This is a genomic window from Sphingobium sp. CFD-2 (assembly GCF_024611135.1).
In the GTDB taxonomy this organism is placed as follows: Bacteria; Pseudomonadota; Alphaproteobacteria; order Sphingomonadales; family Sphingomonadaceae; genus Sphingobium; species Sphingobium fuliginis.
The window spans coordinates 3,643,557-3,659,453 of the sequence record NZ_CP084405.1; the positions used below are offsets into that span (position 1 = coordinate 3,643,557).

A 15,897-nucleotide genomic window follows, 5' to 3' on the forward strand; every position below is an offset into this window, starting at 1 on the left:
GGGGGAATGACTCACCGCGAATCGGTTCTTTACGATCCCACCTGGCTCCCGCACAGGATCGATCCGGATCGTGGCGAGATACTGTTCCTGCGCTGTGATCCCGATAGGATCGCCGCCGCCTCCTTCATTGACGGGCGTACGGACATCGGCGTCGGTTCCAGCCTTGCCCTGCCTATTGCCGATCTGCTGCGACAGCCTTTGCCATCCCGCCCCACCTGCCGTTTTCTCTTCCATATCGGTTTTTGCGGCTCGACTTTATTGTCGCGGCTGATCGAGGCGCCTGGTCATGTGCGGGTGCTGCGGGAGCCGAACATATTTGCCGATCTGGCGAATTATCGCGCCGCGCTCGACCGAAGGGAAAGCAATGCGGAAATGAGCGACCGGTTGGTGCAGCATATCTGTTTGCTGCTCCATCGCCCCTGGTCCCCTGGCGAGATCATGGTGGTGAAGCCATCCAACTGGGCCAATAATCTGTTGCCCTCGATAATGTCCGCCGGTCCGCTGAAAGCGATTTTCCTCACCATGACGCGCCCGGCCTTTCTTCAGGCGGTGTGCCGGGGCGGCAGCGATCGGCTGGCCTTTGCGGCTCGGGCGGCGGTCCATCTGTCCAGCAGGGGCACGCGCGACGCCAGTCAGGTGTCGGGCGCTCTGGCTCGCAAAGGCGACGATCTGGATCGCTTGCTCGCGCTAACGCTGGTGCTGCATGCGATCCAGCAGCGCGCCTTTGAAAAAGCGATGAAGCAGTCTGGTCAAAACGAGGTGCGCCTTCTCCATGGGGAGGGTTTGCGGACGGACCCACGGCATCTTGCTCGTCAGGCGATGCAAACGCTGGCGGTGCCGCAGCCGATGCTGGCAGATACCGTCGCGTATTGGTCCGGACGGAACGCCAAGGCGCCGGATCAAGCTTATTCGGTGCAGGACGAAAGGGATGCGGACGGCCGGGCCGCAACAGCCATCGGGGACCGGATGGAGGCAGCCTTGCAATGGGCGAACGAAGCTCTGGGTAACTAAATGCGGGATCAATCGGGTTGCCGGCCTGTCCGAAGCCAGCCTGTCACCGAAAGGCGTTCGGCACCGGCAAAGGGCGCCACATGGCTCACACTGTGCGGTTGCCCGATGGCGAATAGGCTCAGTCTGTTGAAGTGAGGAACGAATATGTCGGTGACATTCTCGCCCGCGCCATGGAACAGCAATAGCCCGCCCCAATCCGGTCGCCATCCCGGCGTCAACCCCAATATGTAGGCCAGCCGCCTATTCTTGCCGGCGACGGCATCATCATGCCGCGTCAGGAAGTCTCCCGGCCGATAGCGGGTGGCCTGCGCATCGGCAAAGCCGATCCCCTTTTCTCCTGTGATCGCCGCGATGAATTCCAGGACCTCCTGAGAACTCATGAAGGTTGCAAAAGCCGCGAGATGCTCGCTGGCCGCTTGCCTCTTCGATTTTTCATCCGGCACGCGGATGGTGTCGAACTGGAACTGAAAACCATGACTGGCCTTGGCGAACATGGCCTGTTCCAAGGTCTTGCGCGTCTCGTCCGGCAAAGCATCGAACTGATCGGCAGCGATTTCGAAGACCTGGCTTTCGCCGTTGATGACATGGCGCCAATCGGAGCGTTCGCTCAGACTGGCGCGCAATGCCAGAGCCTGAGGGGCTTCAAGGAAATCGGCGATTTGCACGCGGCCCTCGCATGCAAAATGCTCTCGCAAAATCGCTTCGTCCAGGTCCGGATTCAACTTGAACATGGGGAATGAAGGGCGTTCCATATGGACGGACTATAACGATTTTCCCGTCCGGGAAACGCCCCTCTTTGGCTCCCGCGTCAGCCCACACTCAACCTCAACGCCCCATCCCCTTCATCCACCCTCACGGTCGCGCCATCCGGCACTTCGCCGCGCAGGATCAGGTCGGCCAGCGGGTCCTGCAAATAGCGCTGCACCGCGCGCTTCAGCGGCCTTGCGCCATAGACCGGATCATAACCCACCCGGCCCAGCCATGCCCGTGCGCCGTCGGTCAGGTCGAGTTTCACCTTCCGGTCCTTCAGCAGCTTGCCGATCCGCGCCACCTGAATATCCACGATCGGCGCCATATGGGTGGCGCCCAGGCGGTGGAACAGGATCACCTCGTCCAGCCGGTTCAGGAATTCCGGCCGGAAATGCGCGCGGACGATGTCCATCACCTGATCCTCGACCTTTTCGACCGGCTCGTCATCGGCCAGGCTGGCGATGAACTGGCTGCCAAGGTTCGACGTCAGTACGATGATCGTATTGGTGAAGTCCACCGTCCGGCCCTGACCATCGGTCAGGCGGCCGTCATCCAGCACCTGGAGCAGCACGTTGAACACATCGCTGTGCGCCTTCTCCACCTCGTCGAACAGCACGACCTGATAGGGCCGGCGACGCACGGCTTCGGTCAGCACGCCGCCTTCCTCATAGCCGACATAGCCCGGAGGCGCGCCGATCAGCCGGGCGACCGAGTGCTTCTCCATGAACTCGCTCATGTCGATGCGCACCATCGCGCTGTCGTCGTCGAACAGGAATCCGGCGAGCGCCTTGGTCAGCTCCGTCTTGCCCACGCCCGTGGGCCCCAGGAACAGGAACGATCCCAGCGGCCGGTTCGGGTCCTGCAAACCCGCCCGCGAACGGCGCACCGCGGTCGACACGGCCTTGACCGCATCGGCCTGGCCGATGACGCGCTTGCCCAGTTCCTCTTCCATGGCGAGCAGCTTCTCGCGCTCGCCCTCCATCATCCTGTCGACGGGGATGCCGGTCCAGCGGCTGACGACCGAAGCGATGTCCTCGCTCGTCACTTCCTCGCGCAGCATCGCGCCCTGCGTGACGTTCTGGGCCTCGGCCAGCTTGCGCTCCAGCTCCGGAATGCGGCCATAGGCCAGCTCGCCCGCCTTGGCGAGGTCGCCCGCGCGCTGCGCCTGGTCCAGTTCGACGCGGGCAGCGTCCAACTGCTCCTTCAGCTTGCTTTCGCCCGCGATCTTGTCCTTCTCCGCCTGCCAGCGCTGGGTGAGTTCGGCCGACTGCTGCTCCAGATTGGCGAGGTCTTCTTCCAGCGCCGCCAAGCGATCCTGCGAAGCCTTGTCGGTCTCCTTCTTCAGCGCCTCCCGCTCGATCTTGAGCTGGATGATCCGCCGGTCGAGCGTCTCGATCTCCTCCGGCTTGCTCTCCACCTCCATGCGCAGGCGCGACGCCGCCTCGTCCATCAGGTCGATGGCCTTGTCCGGCAGGAAACGGTCGGTGATGTAGCGGTTGGAGAGAGTCGCCGCCGACACGATCGCGCCGTCGGTGATCCGCACGCCATGGTGGAGTTCGTATTTCTCCTTCAGGCCCCGCAGGATGGAGATGGTGTCCTCCACCGTCGGCTCGCCCACGAAGACAGGCTGGAACCGCCGCTGCAACGCGGGGTCCTTCTCGACATATTTGCGATATTCGTCGAGCGTGGTCGCGCCGATGCAGTGCAGTTCGCCGCGCGCCAGGGCAGGCTTCAACAAATTGCCCGCGTCCATCGCGCCCTCGGACTTGCCCGCGCCGATCAGCGTGTGCATCTCGTCGATGAAGAGGACGATCTGCCCCTCCGCGCCCTTCACCTCGTCCAGCACGCCTTTCAGCCGCTCCTCGAACTCGCCGCGATATTTGGCGCCCGCGATCAGGCTGCCCATGTCGAGCGCCATCAGCGTGCGGTCCTTCAGCGTATCGGGCACGTCGCCATTGGCGATGCGCAGCGCCAGCCCCTCGGCAATGGCGGTCTTGCCGACGCCGGGATCGCCGATGAGGACGGGATTGTTCTTGGTGCGGCGGGCCAGGATCTGGATCGTCCGCCGGATTTCCTCGTCACGGCCGATCACGGGGTCCAGCTTGCCCTCGCGCGCCGCTTCGGTCAGGTCGCGGGCGAATTTCTTGAGCGCATCGTAGCGATCCTCCGCGCCCGCCGTGTCGGCGGTGCGCCCCCCGCGCAGATTGTTGATCGCGGCATTCAGCGCCTCCGCCTTCACACCAGCCGCCGCCAAAGCCTTGCCGGCCGCCGTGGTGGTGGCGAGGGTGAGGGCCAGCAACAGCCGCTCGACGGTGACGAAGCTGTCCCCCGCCTTGGTCGCGATCTGTTCGGCACTGTCCAGCACGCGCACGACATCATTGTCCAGGCCGGGGGTCTGCTGCGCGCCGCTGCCGGACACGGCAGGCACCTTGGCCAGCGCTGCATCGGTTTCGCGCAGCGCCACGCCGGCGTCGCCGCCCGCTGCCTTGATCAGGCCGGACGCCATGCCCTGCTGATCCTCCAGCAACGCCTTCAGCAGATGCTCCGGGCCGATGCGCTGATGGCTCATCCGGATCGCGACGGTCTGCGCCGACTGGAGGAAGCCCTTGGCGCGGTCAGTGAATTTTTCGAGGTTCATCATGTTCCCCTTCGTGAAGCTTGTCACGATGTAATGTTGCATAAAAGCAACACAAGAGGCTCTACGCAAATATCCTTACGTCCTGGCGCACCGTGTTCCTTATGAAGGCGGGAAGCCGGTCCCGCCGTCAGAACTGGACTCCTGCATTGGCTCAGGCCGACCTTCGGGTCGCGGGAGCACGCTGCGTTAAACCTCGGGCGGGGAACACATGTTCCCTATCGCTTCACCGCTTTTGGCGCATCCGGCGCAAAGGCGTCCCCGAAGAAATCCCCCTTGTACCAGAGCGGCGCCTGCGGCTCGTCCGCGATCTCCCGCGCGATGGCATAGTTCACCTTGGCGAACTTGGCCGCCGCGCCCCAGTTGAAGGGCAGGCTCATCTGGTCGGAAAGCTGGTGATAGTCGGTCTTGAGGAAATGTTCGAACGCCTCTTTCCCCGGCCCGGCGAAACCGGTCATCAGGAACACCGCCGGCACCCCCTCCTGCACGAAGCGATAATGGTCGGACCGGGTGAACAGCCCTTCGGCCGGCAGGGGATCGGGCGAGAGCGAAACGCCCTCGGCCTTCGCCGCTTTCTCGACAATCGGTCCCAGGGTCGAATGATCGGCGCCGAAGGCGATCACGTCCTGAAAATCATAGGTCAGGATCGGCATGTCGAGATTGACCACCCCGACCAGCTTGCCCCCCGCCGGCAGGACGGGGTTCCGCGCCAGATATTGCGACCCCAGCAGCCCGTCTTCCTCCGCCGTCACCGCCGCGAACAGGATGGAGCGTTTCGGCCGCTCCCCACTCTCCGCAAAGGCCTTGGCCACCGCCAGCAGGGTCGCCACGCCCGACGCATTGTCCATCGCGCCATTATAGACCCTGTCCGGCCCCTTGCCGTCTTCCTTGACCCCCAGATGGTCGAGATGCGCCATCAGCAGCACATATTCCCGGGCCAGCGCCGGGTCGGAACCGGGCAGCACCGCCAGCACATTGCGGCTGGGCGCGGTCTCGACGGTGCTGGCGCGGTCGATGCGGATGCCGGGCTTCAGCGCGAAGCCCTTGGGGCGGACGCCCTTCTTCTCCGCCTCGGCACGGATCGCGGCCAGGCTCCTGCCCGATCCGGCGAGCAGCGCGTCGGCGGCGGCGCCGGTCACTGTGCCGGTGCCGCGGATCCCGGGGGTGCGGACATAGGGCTGGCCGTCTTTTTCCAGCCAGCTCACCGTCGGATGCTGCGCCCGGTCGCGCAGCTTCTCCCAGGGGGTGCGGCGCAGATAGCCGGTGGTGGGAATGGTGATGAGGCCGATGGCCCCGGCCTGCTGCGCCGCCAGCGCCTTTTCGGCGGCCAGGTGCGCGCCGATCTCGCTCGGCATGCCGACGGGCGAGCCGGACAGCGCCACCGCGAACTTGCCGCGCAGGTCGAGACCGGCATAGTCGTCGATCTTCTCGCGCCCGGATTTCAGGCCATAGCCGACGAACACCGCCTGCGCCTCGATGCTTTGCCGCGGCTCCCGGCCGAAGGCGCCGACAGCGACATCGTCGCCATTGGCGAAGCGCCTGCCGCCAATGTCCATCGACGGGGCGGCCCCCTTGTCGAGCCGCGCCACGGCAAGCGTCACGGGCTGATACCAGCTATCGGCAACCGCCTGCCGCAGGCCCAGTGTCTCGAACCGCGCGGCGACATAGCGGGCGGCGATGTCATAGCCGCGCGTGCCCGCGTCGCGCCCCTCCAGCAGGTCGTCGGCCAGGAAGCCGATGTCGGCCCGAATGGCCTCCGCACTGATGGCGGGTGCGGTTCCGGCGGGTGCTGGGCCGGGGGTGGCGAGGGCAAGGGCGAAGGTGGAAGCGAAGGCGAAGGACCGAAGGCGCATCGGGTGCGAAAACCTCTGTTTATGGTTGGAAGGGAAACCTAGGTTTCGTGGACAAAGGTTGACAGCAGGATCGGGCGTTGATTCAAGGCTGCCTTTTGGAGGTGGCGTTGGGCGAGCGTATTGGGCTGACGGAGGACGAGTGGGGGATCATCGGCACATTACTGCCATCTGAGCGTGGTCGTGGCTGTCGTCCAGCACAGGACAACCGGCTGTATTTCGAAGGCATGATGTGGATCGCCCGCACAGGTTCGCAATGGCGCCACTTGCCGGATGAATATGGCAAGTGGAACAGCGTTTTCCGCCGCTACCGGCGCTGGGTTACGACCGGGGTGTTCGAGGCGATGCTCGAGACACTGGGCGAAATGGTGGCTCGTGATGCCACTGCGGACATGATCGACAGCACCGTGGTCCGAGCACATCATTGTGCCGTCGGCATAAAAAAGGGACTCAGGAAACCGAGGCGCTTGGCCGATCGCGAGGCGGATTCAGCACAAAGCTCCACGCCCGCTGCGATGCCAAAGGCCGACCGCTCGGCTTTGTCCTGACGCCGGGCCAGAGCCACGATATCCAAGGCTTTGGCCCGCTGTTCCGTTTGATTGCTCATAAGATCGAGGCATTGTTGGCGGACAAGGGCTACGATGCAGATGCCATCCGCGAGGAATTGGCCAATGCTGACGTTGAGGCTGTCATTCCCGCCAAAAGCAATCGGCGCGATCCAATCCCACACGATCGCGAAAAATACCGTTGGCGCAATCTTGTCGAACGCCTCTTCAACAAACTCAAGAACTGGCGGCGTATCGCAACTCGATACGACAAAACCAAAGAGTCCTACCTCGGCTTCGTCAATCTCGTCTCAGCCCTGCAATGGATACCCTTTGTCCACGAAACCTAGCGCGCTGGTTTCGTCTGTCCAGCGGCCTCTCGCCCTTGCCGGAGGATGAGGCGCCTCTCCCACATGCGTATTGCACAGCTAAAACGCCCCGCTATGCTGCCCGCCGATCCACTGACCATCATGAGGCGCCGATGACCTTCTCCCCCATTTCCCGCCGGATGGCCCTGATGCTCGGCCTGTCCTCGCTCGCGTTCGTGCCCATGATGCAGGCGGCGGCTGCTCCGGCGTCCCAGGCGGCGAGCGCGCCCGCGCCGCTTTCCAGCCTGGTCGCGGCGGTGAACATTCCCTATGAGCAGTTCACGCTGAAGAACGGGCTGCGCGTCATTGTCCACACCGACCGCAAGGCGCCGGTCGTGGGCGTGTCCATCTGGTATCATGTCGGCTCGCGCTTCGAACCGGCGGGCAAGACCGGCTTCGCCCATCTGTTCGAACATCTGATGTTCTACGGCTCCGAAAATGCCGACGGGCCTTTCTTCGGGCGGCTGGAGGACATCGGCGCCACCGACTGGAACGGCACGACCTGGTTCGACCGCACCAATTATTTCGAGACGGTGCCGACCGGCGCGCTGGACCGGGCGCTGTTCCTGGAATCCGACCGCATGGGCCATCTGCTGGGCGCCGTCACCCAGACCAAGCTCGATACCCAGCGCGGCGTCGTGCAGAATGAAAAGCGCATGGGCGAGAATGAGCCCTATGGGCTGGTCGAATATGCGCAGCTCGCCGCCATGCTGCCGGAGGGGCATCCCTACCGCCACTCCACCATCGGTTCGATGGCGGACCTGAACGCCGCCAGCCTTGCCGATGTGCAGACATGGTTCAAGACCCATTATGGTCCGAACAACGCCGTGCTGGTGCTGGCGGGCGACATCGACGTGCCGACGGCGAAGGCCAAGGTCGAGAAGTGGTTCGGCAATATCCCCGCCGGTCCCGCGCCCAAGGATGTGGATGCGGCCGTCCCGACGCTCGACAAGGATGTCGAGAAGGTGATGCACGACAATGTCGCCGCCACCCGGCTCTATCGCAACTGGATCGTGCCGGGGGTGAATTCGGACGACCTGACGCCGCTCAACCTGGCGATGGCTGTGTTCGGCGGCCTCAAATCCTCGCGGCTCGACAATATCCTCGTGCGGGACGAGAAGGTCGCCGTGGGCGTGAAGGCCAGCATCCAGCCCTTCGAGAAGCTCTCCATCGCGGAGATCACCGTGGACGTGAAGCCGGGACAGGACCCGGTGGCGGTGGGCAAGCGGCTCGACCAGCTTCTGGCCGACTATCTCGCCAAGGGGCCGACGGCGGACGAGGTGCAGCGCGCCGCGACGCAGCAGCTTTCGGGCACCATCGGCGGGCTGGAGAAGGTCGGCGGCTTCAGCGGCAAGGCGGTGACGCTGGCCGAGGGCGCCGTCTATTCGGGCGATCCGGCCAAATATAAGAAGGATCTGGCCGCCGCCGCCGCCGCGACGCCCCAATCGGTGAGCGAGGCGGCGCGCAAATGGTTGTCCCGCCCGGTGTTCCGCCTGACCGTGGCTCCGGGCGAGCGGTCGGCCGAGGACAATGCGCTGGCGGGCAACGCGACCCATCATCCGGCCTATTTCCGCGATCCCAAGAAGCCCGCGCCGGTCGCGGCGACCCCGCCGCCGCCCACAAAAATCGCTGAGCCGGGGATCGAGCCGGTCAAGGACCTGGAATTCCCGGCGGTCGAGCATGCGACGCTCAAGAACGGCATTCCCATCGTCTTCGCGCGCCGAGCAACGGTGCCGGTGGTGCGGGTGTCGGTGTCCTTCGATGCGGGCAATGCGGCCGACGACAAGGCGAAGCTGGGCACGGCGGGCCTGACCACGGCGCTGCTGGACGAAGGCACGACGACGCGCAGCTCCGTGCAGATCGCGGAGGAGCAGGAACGGCTGGGCGCCTCGATCAGCGCGGGCAATGGCATGGACGCGACCAATGTCGGCCTCTATGCGCTCAAGCCCAATCTGGACGCCTCGCTGGGCCTGCTGGCGGACGTGATCCGCAACCCGGCCTTCGCGCCGGCGGAGGTCGAACGCCTGCGCGGCCAGGTGCTGACCCGGATCGCGGCGGAAAAGACCGAACCCATGCCGATCGCGCAACGCCTGCTGCCGCCGCTTCTCTATGGGCAGGCGCATCCCTATGGCATTCCCTTCACCGGATCGGGCACGGAAAGCGGCGTCAAGGCGGTGACGCGGGCCGATCTCGTCGCCTTCCACGACAAATGGATGCGGCCCGACAATGCGACGATCTTCGTCACCGGCGACACCACGCTGGCCGACGTGATGCCGCTGCTGGAAAAGCGCTTCGGGGACTGGAAGGCGCCCAAGGCGGCCAAGGGCGCCAAGCTGTTCCGCATGGACCGCATGATGCGCCCTTCGCGCATCATCCTGGTCGACAAGCCGCAAAGCCCGCAGTCGATGATCCTCGCCGGGCTGCTCACCAACAAGGCGGGCACGGACAATCCGGTGACGCTGCTGACCGCCAATGAGGTGCTGGGCGGCAGCTCGACCTCCCGCCTGATCATGGACCTGCGAGAGACCAAGGGCTGGGCCTATTATGCAGGCAGCGCGCTGCCCGGCGTCAAGGATACGATCCCGCTGCTGGTCTATGCCCCGGTCCAGACCGACAAGACCGGAGAGTCCATCGTCGCCGCGCGGAAGGACATCAGCGACTTCCTGACCGCCAAGGGCACGACGGAGGCGGAACGCAACCAGACGATCAACAGCCAGATCCTGTCGCTGCCCGGCAGTTTCGAAACCTCGTCCGACCTGCTCGGCGCGATGATGCGCAACCGGATGCTCGGGCGGCCGGACGATTATTATGAGACGCTACCGGGCGTGTACCGCGCGATGACGGCTGCCGATCTCGACAAGGCGGCGCGGGATGCGATCAATCCCGACCGGCTGATCTGGGTGGTCGTGGGCGACGCGAAACTGGTGAAACCGCAGCTTGACGTCGTCGGCCTTCCGGTGGAAATGGGCACATTGGCCGATTGACGGTTACGTAAAGGAGAAGTGCTATGGCAGCAGTGGATGGCGCCTATGACTGCGTCGCGAAAACGCCGATGGGCGACCAGAATGGCGTGCTGACGGTCATCAGCTCGGGCGACGGCTTTCATGGCACCTTCGCGGGCATGATGGGTTCGCTCGACGTGGCCGAGGGCAAGGTGGACGGCAACAAGCTGCGCTGGAAGATGAACATGACGCTGCCGATGCCGATGACGCTGGAATGCGAGGCGGAGGTGAATGGCGACGCCATCACCGGGACGATGCAGCTTGGCGCGTTCGGCACGGCGGGCTTTTCGGGCACGCGCCGGGCCTGAGGGTCCCAGCAGGGCGGAACAAGGGCTGGAAACGCGAGTTTCCGGCCCTTTTTCGTGCCGCGCCAAAAACTTCCCCTGTGCGCAACGTGGGGGCGCTTGCGGACGCGGCAGGTCGTGGCCCCTTTTAACTCCACCCGCCCAAGGCTGCTTCTCCTCCCATCCCGCGATGGAGAGAAACGAAAATCCCTTGACGCAGGACATTAGTTAGCTATCTAAGAAAAATGTCCCGATCGGAGTTGAAGCGCGCCCTCGCGCATAAAATGCCGCAGGTGGCGCGCCAGTGGCGGCAACTGGCCGATCTGGCGCTGGCGGAATTCGGCGTCTCGAACAGCGCGGGCTGGTGCCTCATCTATCTCGATCGGCTGGGCCCCGACGTCCGGCAGGCGGATCTGGCAGAGGAACTGGGCATCGCGCAGCCTTCGCTGGTCCGGACCCTCGACCAGTTGCAGGCGGCGGGGCTTGTGGAGCGCGTGCCCAATCCCGATGATCGGCGGTCGAATCGAGTCGCCTTCACGCCGGAGGGGCAGGAACTGGTGGGCCGGATAGAGGCCAGGCTGGAGAATCTTCGGCGCGAATTGCTTGACGGCGTGCCCGACGCCGCGATCGAGATCATCGTCAACCTGCTGAACCTGCTGGAGCGGCGCATGGCCGAGCGGCGGGGTCAGTCGTAACGGGACGGCCCGCCATGAATGGCCCGACATGCGAGCGCTGATATGAACGCCCTTGGAGAGCGCATCGGCTGGCCTGCCGCGCTCTTTTCCCTGAAATGCTTCGCGGCGGCGATGCTGGCGCTCTATGTCGCGCTCAGCATCGGGCTGGAGCGGCCCTATTGGGCGTTCCTGACCAGCTATATCGTCGCCCAGCCGCTGGCCGGGGCGGTGATTTCCAAGGCGGTGTTCCGCGTCATCGGCACGCTGACCGGCGCGATCTTCTCCGTCGCCATCGTGCCGCCGCTGGTCAATGCGCCGGAACTGCTGTCGCTCGCCATGGCGCTTTGGCTGGCCCTGTGCGTCTTCGTCTCCCTGCTCGACCGCACGCCGCGATCCTATATGTTCGTGCTGGCGGGCTATAGCGCCTGCCTCATCGTCTTCCCCGACGTCGACACGCCGCAGACCATCTTCACCGTGGCGACGCTGCGCGTGCAGGAAATCACCATCGGCATCATGTGCGGCAGCCTGGTCCACGGCGTCGTCTTCCCCGGCTCCATCACCAACCTGCTGCTGGCGCGGGTGGAGGCGATGCTGCGCGATGCGGAACGCTGGTCGCATGACGCCATCGCGTTGGAGCCGGTGGAGGGGCTGGCGCAGGAACGTCGCCGTCTGGCGCAGGACATCACCGAACTGCACCAGATGTCGGTGCATCTGCCCTTCGACATCAGCCGCCTCGCGCCTCGCGTGCGCACGGTGCGCGCGATGCAGGACCAGCTTTCGCTGCTGCTGCCCCTGGGCGCGGCCGTGGAGGACCGGCTGGCCATGCTGAAGGCGGCGAGCGGCGGAAAGGTGCCGCGGGAGGTCGAAGAACTGATCGCGGATGTCCGCGCCTGGATCGTCAACCCCGGCGACGACATCATCCTTCGCACCGCGGCGGCGGATGCCCTGATCGCCCGCTGCGCCGCTCTGGAGCCTGCGGCGCGGGAGGAGATGGGGTGGGCGGACATGATGCGCCTCAGCCTGTTCGCCCGGCTGGCCGCCCTGATCGCGGCGCATCGCGACTGCCGCGACCTTTACGACCAGATGGTGACGCACAGGCGGGAGGCGGTCAGCCCCCGCGTCGGTGAGTTGCTGGAGGGGCGGCGCAACCGCGAACTGCACAGGGATTATGCCGGGGCGGCGCGCGGGGCCCTCGGCGCCTTCGTCACCGTGGCCGTGGGCTGCGCATTGTGGATCGGCAGCGGCTGGAAGGACGGCGGCAGCGCGGTGATGCTGGCGGGCGTGTTCCTTTCCCTGTTCGCCGCGTCGGACAATCCGCTGGCGCCGCTCAAAGGCTTCATGATCGGCACCATCGCCGCTTCGCTGCTCGGCGCCGTCTATGGCTATGCGATCATGCCGCGCCTCGACGGCTTCGCCATGCTGGCGGCCGCCTATGCCCCGATGCTGCTGTTGCTCGGCACGATGATGGCGTCGCCGCGCTGGATGGGCATCGCCCTGCCGACGCTGCTGGGGCTGGGCAGCCCGGTGCTGCTGTCGGATCGCTATGTCAGCGCCTTTGCCAGCTACGCCAACGGCACCGTGGCGCAGCTGGTGGGCATCTGGTTCGCGATCATCATGGCCGGGCTGTTGCAGTCGGCGGGGGTGGAGCGGGCGATCCGGCGCACGGTGCGCGCGGGCTGGAACGACATCGCCAACCGCGCCACGCTGATGACGCCGCCCGATCTGCGCGGCTGGATCAACCGGATGCTGGACCGCATCGCCCTGTTGGCGCCGCGTCTGGCGGCGGTGCGGTCCGACAGCGGGCGGCCGCTCTACGACGCGCTGCGCGACCTGCGGACCGGCGTCGCCATTGGCGAATTGCGGCAATTGCGGCTCGACCTGCCCGCCGATGAAGCGGCGCCGCTGGCCGATGTGCTGACGGGCGTCAGCGCGCATTATCGCGGGCTGGACCCGGATGCGCCCGCGCCCGCGAAGCCCGCCCTGCTCACCGACATCGACCATGCGATCAGCGACCTGTCGCGCAATCCCAGCGCGGTGATCCGGCGGGAGGCCATACTCGCGCTGGTCAGCCTGCGCCGCAACCTGTTCCCTGAAAGCGAAGGCTATCGGAGAGTGGCCGCATGACCGGAGAAATCGCCCTGGGCGGCGTCTATGTGCCGACCCTGTTGTTGCTCGCGCTGGTGGCGCTGATCCTGAGCTGGGGCGTCACCCGGCTGATCGGCGCTTTCGGGCTCTATCGTTTCCTCGCCTATCGCGCGGCGGTCGACCTCAGCATCTTCGTGCTGGTGCTGGGCGCGCTCGCCCTCCTCGTTCCCACCCTTGGAATCCGCCTATGAACCGTTTTGCCGCCACGCTGATCCCCCCTGCCCTGATCAGGAGCGCCGCCACCATCGCCATCGTCATCGCGGCCGTGCTGGTGGCGATATGGATGTGGAACCATTATGAGCGCAGCCCCTGGACCCGCGACGGGCGGGTGCGCGCCGATGTGGTGCGGGTGACGCCGGACATTGGCGGGCTCGTCACCTCCGTCGCCGTGCATGACAACCAGGCGGTCAGGGCGGGCGACCTGCTGTTCGTGATCGACCGGCCGCGCTATGCGCTGGCGCTGGAGCAGGCGGAGGCGCAGATCGCCAGCGCCCGGGCCACACTCGGTCAGGCGCGGCGGGAGGCGACCCGCGACGTCGCGCTGGGCGAGCTGGTGGCGAAGGAGGCGCATGAACAGAATGTCGCGCGCGTCGCGACGGCGGAGGCTGCGCTGGCCGAAGCGATGAGCGCGCGCGATGCCGCCGCCCTCAACCTCAGGCGAACGCGGGTGGTCGCCTCGGTCAACGGCGTGGTCACGAACCTCGACCTGCATCCGGGCGATTTCGTCGCTGCGGGGCAGCAGGCCATGGCGCTGGTCGACCGCGACAGCCTGCGCATCGAAGGCTATTTCGAGGAAACCAAGCTGCCGCTGGTCTGCATCGGCGCGCCGGTGACGGTGCGGCTGATGGGCGAGGCGCAGGACCTCTACGGGCGGGTCGACAGCATCGCCTATGGCATCAACGACAGCAGCCGTTCGGATTCGGGCAATCTGCTGCCGACGGTCGAGCCGACCTTCTCCTGGGTCCGCCTGGCCCAGCGCATCCCGGTACGGGTGAAGCTGACGCGGGTACCGCCGGAGGTGAAGCTGATCGCCGGGCGCACGGCCACGGTGACGATCGAACCGGCGCGGAAGGATGCGAAACCGGGAGCGTGCCGCCATGCATAATGTCGCGGCTCCCGACACCTTCTCGCCGTTCGGGCTGAGCTTGTCGAAGCCCTTTTCTTTCTTGGGAAGCCGACAGCCTTCACCCGAAGGGAGCGGATGTGGGGCGAAGATATGGACGCCCTTTCTGGCCTTGGCGCTGGCCGCCTGCGCCACCGCGGGCCCTGACTATCGCCCGCCGGAAAAGTCCGCCGCAACCGCCCCCGCCGCGCAGGGCGCTTTCCTGTCGGCGCAGGACCCCAGTTTCACCGAGGCCGAACTGCCCGATCATTGGTGGCGGCTCTACGACGATCCCCGGCTCGATGCGTTGGTCGAACAGGCGCTCGCCGCCAACACCGACCTGCGCGTGGCGGATGCGAACCTGACCGCGGCGGAGGCGGTGCTGCGCGAGGCGGAGGCCGGGCGCACCGTCGGCACCACAGTCAGCGGCGGCGGGACGCTTGCCCGGCCTTCCGGCACGGCGGAGAGCCTGCCGGGCGTGGTCGGCTATGATCTGGGCCTTGCCGCCTCCTATCCGCTCGACCTCAACGGCCGGATCAGGCGCGCGATAGAGGCGAGCACCGCCGACCTGGAAACGGTCGTGGCGGCGCGCGACTATGTGCGGGTCAGCGTGGCGGCCGCCACGGCCAGGGCCTATGCGCAGGTCTGCGCCGCCAATTATTCGCTGACCGTCAACCGGCGCGTCGTCGCGCTTCAGCGGGAGACGCTCAACGCCACCCAGCGGCTGTTCAGGGGCGGCCGCGGCACCGCCTTCGACGTCAGCCGGGCGCAGGCGGCGGTCGACGCCAGCGAGGCGAGCCTTCCCGCCTTCGATGCACAGCGGCAGAGCGGACTCTATCTGCTGGCGACGTTGCTGGGGCGATCGCCCGCGGATTATCCCAGGGAAGTGGAGGGCTGCGCGACGCTGCCGGCGCTGAACGCACCCATGCCCGTGGGCGACGGCGCGGCGCTGATCCGGCGGCGGCCCGACATCCGGCAGGCGGAACGCAGCATCGCCGCCGACACCGCCCGCGTCGGGGTGGCGACCGCGGACCTCTATCCGCAGGTCAGCATCGGCGGATCGCTGGGGCTCGCCGGACCGCTCAAAAGCTTCGGTTCGGGCACCAGCTTCGGCATGAGCCTGGGACCGCTGCTGAGCTGGAGCTTCCCCAACCGGCCTGTCGTCAGGGCGCGGATCGCGCAGGCCGATGCGCAGGTACAGGCCGATCTCGCCCGTTTCGACGGGACCGTGCTGGAGGCTTTGCGGCAGACGGAAACGGCGCTGGAAAGCTACCGCCGCCATGCCGAACAGACGGCCGCGCTCGACCGGGCGCGGGACAGCGCAGGCGTTTCGGCGGCGCAGGCGGGCAAGCTGTTCCGCTTCGGACGCGGCGATTTCCTGTCCCTGCTGGACGCGCAACGCTCGCTCGCCAATGCGGAGGCTTCGGCGGCGGCGGCGCGGGTGCAGTTGGTGCAGGACCAGATCGCCATCTTCCTCGCTCTCGGCGGTGGCTGGTCGTAAGCTGGTTTGACCAGATCAGGGCGCAACATG

Annotated in this window: 11 protein-coding genes and 1 pseudogene; 9 read left to right on the forward strand and 3 right to left on the reverse strand. The window is 66.2% G+C overall.

The window, feature by feature from the left end; all coding sequences use genetic code 11:
• Window positions 1-6: 6 nt before the first annotated feature.
• The gene (locus LDB29_RS18045) at window positions 7-1,011 is read left to right on the forward strand and encodes a hypothetical protein (RefSeq protein WP_257555177.1); all 1,005 of its coding nucleotides are present in this window, start codon (window positions 7-9) and stop codon (window positions 1,009-1,011) included.
• A gap of 8 nt (window positions 1,012-1,019) precedes the next feature.
• Here the strand turns inward: LDB29_RS18045 and LDB29_RS18050 are convergent, their stop codons facing one another.
• From LDB29_RS18050 to LDB29_RS18060, 3 genes are all read right to left on the reverse strand, one after another.
• The gene (locus LDB29_RS18050; protein WP_306812422.1) at window positions 1,020-1,763 is read right to left on the reverse strand and encodes a 2OG-Fe(II) oxygenase family protein; all 744 of its coding nucleotides are present in this window, start codon (window positions 1,761-1,763) and stop codon (window positions 1,020-1,022) included.
• 56 nt (window positions 1,764-1,819) lie between these two features.
• Entirely contained in the window at window positions 1,820-4,399 is a 2,580-nt protein-coding gene (clpB, locus tag LDB29_RS18055) for an ATP-dependent chaperone ClpB (RefSeq protein ID WP_257557057.1), read from the reverse strand.
• 215 nt (window positions 4,400-4,614) lie between these two features.
• Window positions 4,615-6,249, reverse strand: coding sequence for a M28 family metallopeptidase (locus LDB29_RS18060; RefSeq protein ID WP_257555180.1), 1,635 nt, complete (start codon window positions 6,247-6,249; stop codon window positions 4,615-4,617).
• A gap of 101 nt (window positions 6,250-6,350) precedes the next feature.
• On the opposite strand from LDB29_RS18060, the pseudogene LDB29_RS18065 reads away from it, so the two are divergent.
• The 8 genes and pseudogenes from LDB29_RS18065 to LDB29_RS18100 all read left to right on the forward strand — a co-directional run bounded on the left by LDB29_RS18065 (window position 6,351) and on the right by LDB29_RS18100 (window position 15,867).
• Window positions 6,351-7,141, forward strand: a pseudogene (locus LDB29_RS18065) (IS5 family transposase).
• Between the two features lie 131 nt (window positions 7,142-7,272).
• A complete protein-coding gene (locus LDB29_RS18070; protein ID WP_257555181.1) occupies window positions 7,273-10,143 on the forward strand; it encodes a pitrilysin family protein in 2,871 nt (956 codons plus the stop codon).
• A 23-nt stretch (window positions 10,144-10,166) separates the two neighbouring features.
• On the forward strand, window positions 10,167-10,469 hold the full coding sequence (locus LDB29_RS18075) for a hypothetical protein (protein WP_048576931.1): 303 nt from the start codon (window positions 10,167-10,169) through the stop codon (window positions 10,467-10,469).
• Window positions 10,470-10,690: 221 nt separating this feature from the next.
• A complete protein-coding gene (locus LDB29_RS18080; protein ID WP_025549803.1) occupies window positions 10,691-11,140 on the forward strand; it encodes a MarR family winged helix-turn-helix transcriptional regulator in 450 nt (149 codons plus the stop codon).
• Between the two features lie 42 nt (window positions 11,141-11,182).
• Window positions 11,183-13,243 (forward strand): FUSC family protein, encoded by a 2,061-nt coding sequence (locus LDB29_RS18085; protein WP_257555184.1) that lies wholly within the window; start codon window positions 11,183-11,185, stop codon window positions 13,241-13,243.
• Complete coding sequence (locus tag LDB29_RS18090; RefSeq protein WP_025549801.1) at window positions 13,240-13,455, forward strand: DUF1656 domain-containing protein; 216 nt, start codon at window positions 13,240-13,242, stop codon at window positions 13,453-13,455. Before LDB29_RS18085 ends, LDB29_RS18090 begins: the two co-directional genes overlap by 4 nt.
• Window positions 13,452-14,369: an efflux RND transporter periplasmic adaptor subunit gene (locus LDB29_RS18095; protein ID WP_257555187.1), complete on the forward strand. Its 918-nt coding sequence runs from the start codon at window positions 13,452-13,454 to the stop codon at window positions 14,367-14,369. The genes LDB29_RS18090 and LDB29_RS18095 overlap by 4 nt, the downstream gene beginning before the upstream one ends.
• Before the next feature lie 124 nt (window positions 14,370-14,493).
• Window positions 14,494-15,867, forward strand: coding sequence for an efflux transporter outer membrane subunit (locus LDB29_RS18100; RefSeq protein ID WP_257557059.1), 1,374 nt, complete (start codon window positions 14,494-14,496; stop codon window positions 15,865-15,867).
• Window positions 15,868-15,897: the final 30 nt, after the last annotated feature.

Excerpts from the sequence above, each read along its gene's own strand:
- LDB29_RS18095 (WP_257555187.1), top strand. The coding sequence starts at position 13,452 with ATGAACCGTTTTGCCGCCACGCTGATCCCCCCTGCCCTGATCAGGAGC.
- LDB29_RS18080 (WP_025549803.1), top strand. The coding sequence starts at position 10,691 with ATGTCCCGATCGGAGTTGAAGCGCGCCCTCGCGCATAAAATGCCGCAG.
- clpB (WP_257557057.1), bottom strand. The coding sequence starts at position 4,399 with ATGAACCTCGAAAAATTCACTGACCGCGCCAAGGGCTTCCTCCAGTCG.
- LDB29_RS18085 (WP_257555184.1), top strand. The coding sequence starts at position 11,183 with ATGAACGCCCTTGGAGAGCGCATCGGCTGGCCTGCCGCGCTCTTTTCC.
- LDB29_RS18070 (WP_257555181.1), top strand. The coding sequence starts at position 7,273 with ATGACCTTCTCCCCCATTTCCCGCCGGATGGCCCTGATGCTCGGCCTG.
- LDB29_RS18060 (WP_257555180.1), bottom strand. The coding sequence starts at position 6,249 with ATGCGCCTTCGGTCCTTCGCCTTCGCTTCCACCTTCGCCCTTGCCCTC.
- LDB29_RS18050 (WP_306812422.1), bottom strand. The coding sequence starts at position 1,763 with ATGGAACGCCCTTCATTCCCCATGTTCAAGTTGAATCCGGACCTGGAC.
- LDB29_RS18075 (WP_048576931.1), top strand. The coding sequence starts at position 10,167 with ATGGCAGCAGTGGATGGCGCCTATGACTGCGTCGCGAAAACGCCGATG.
- LDB29_RS18090 (WP_025549801.1), top strand. The coding sequence starts at position 13,240 with ATGACCGGAGAAATCGCCCTGGGCGGCGTCTATGTGCCGACCCTGTTG.
- LDB29_RS18045 (WP_257555177.1), top strand. The coding sequence starts at position 7 with ATGACTCACCGCGAATCGGTTCTTTACGATCCCACCTGGCTCCCGCAC.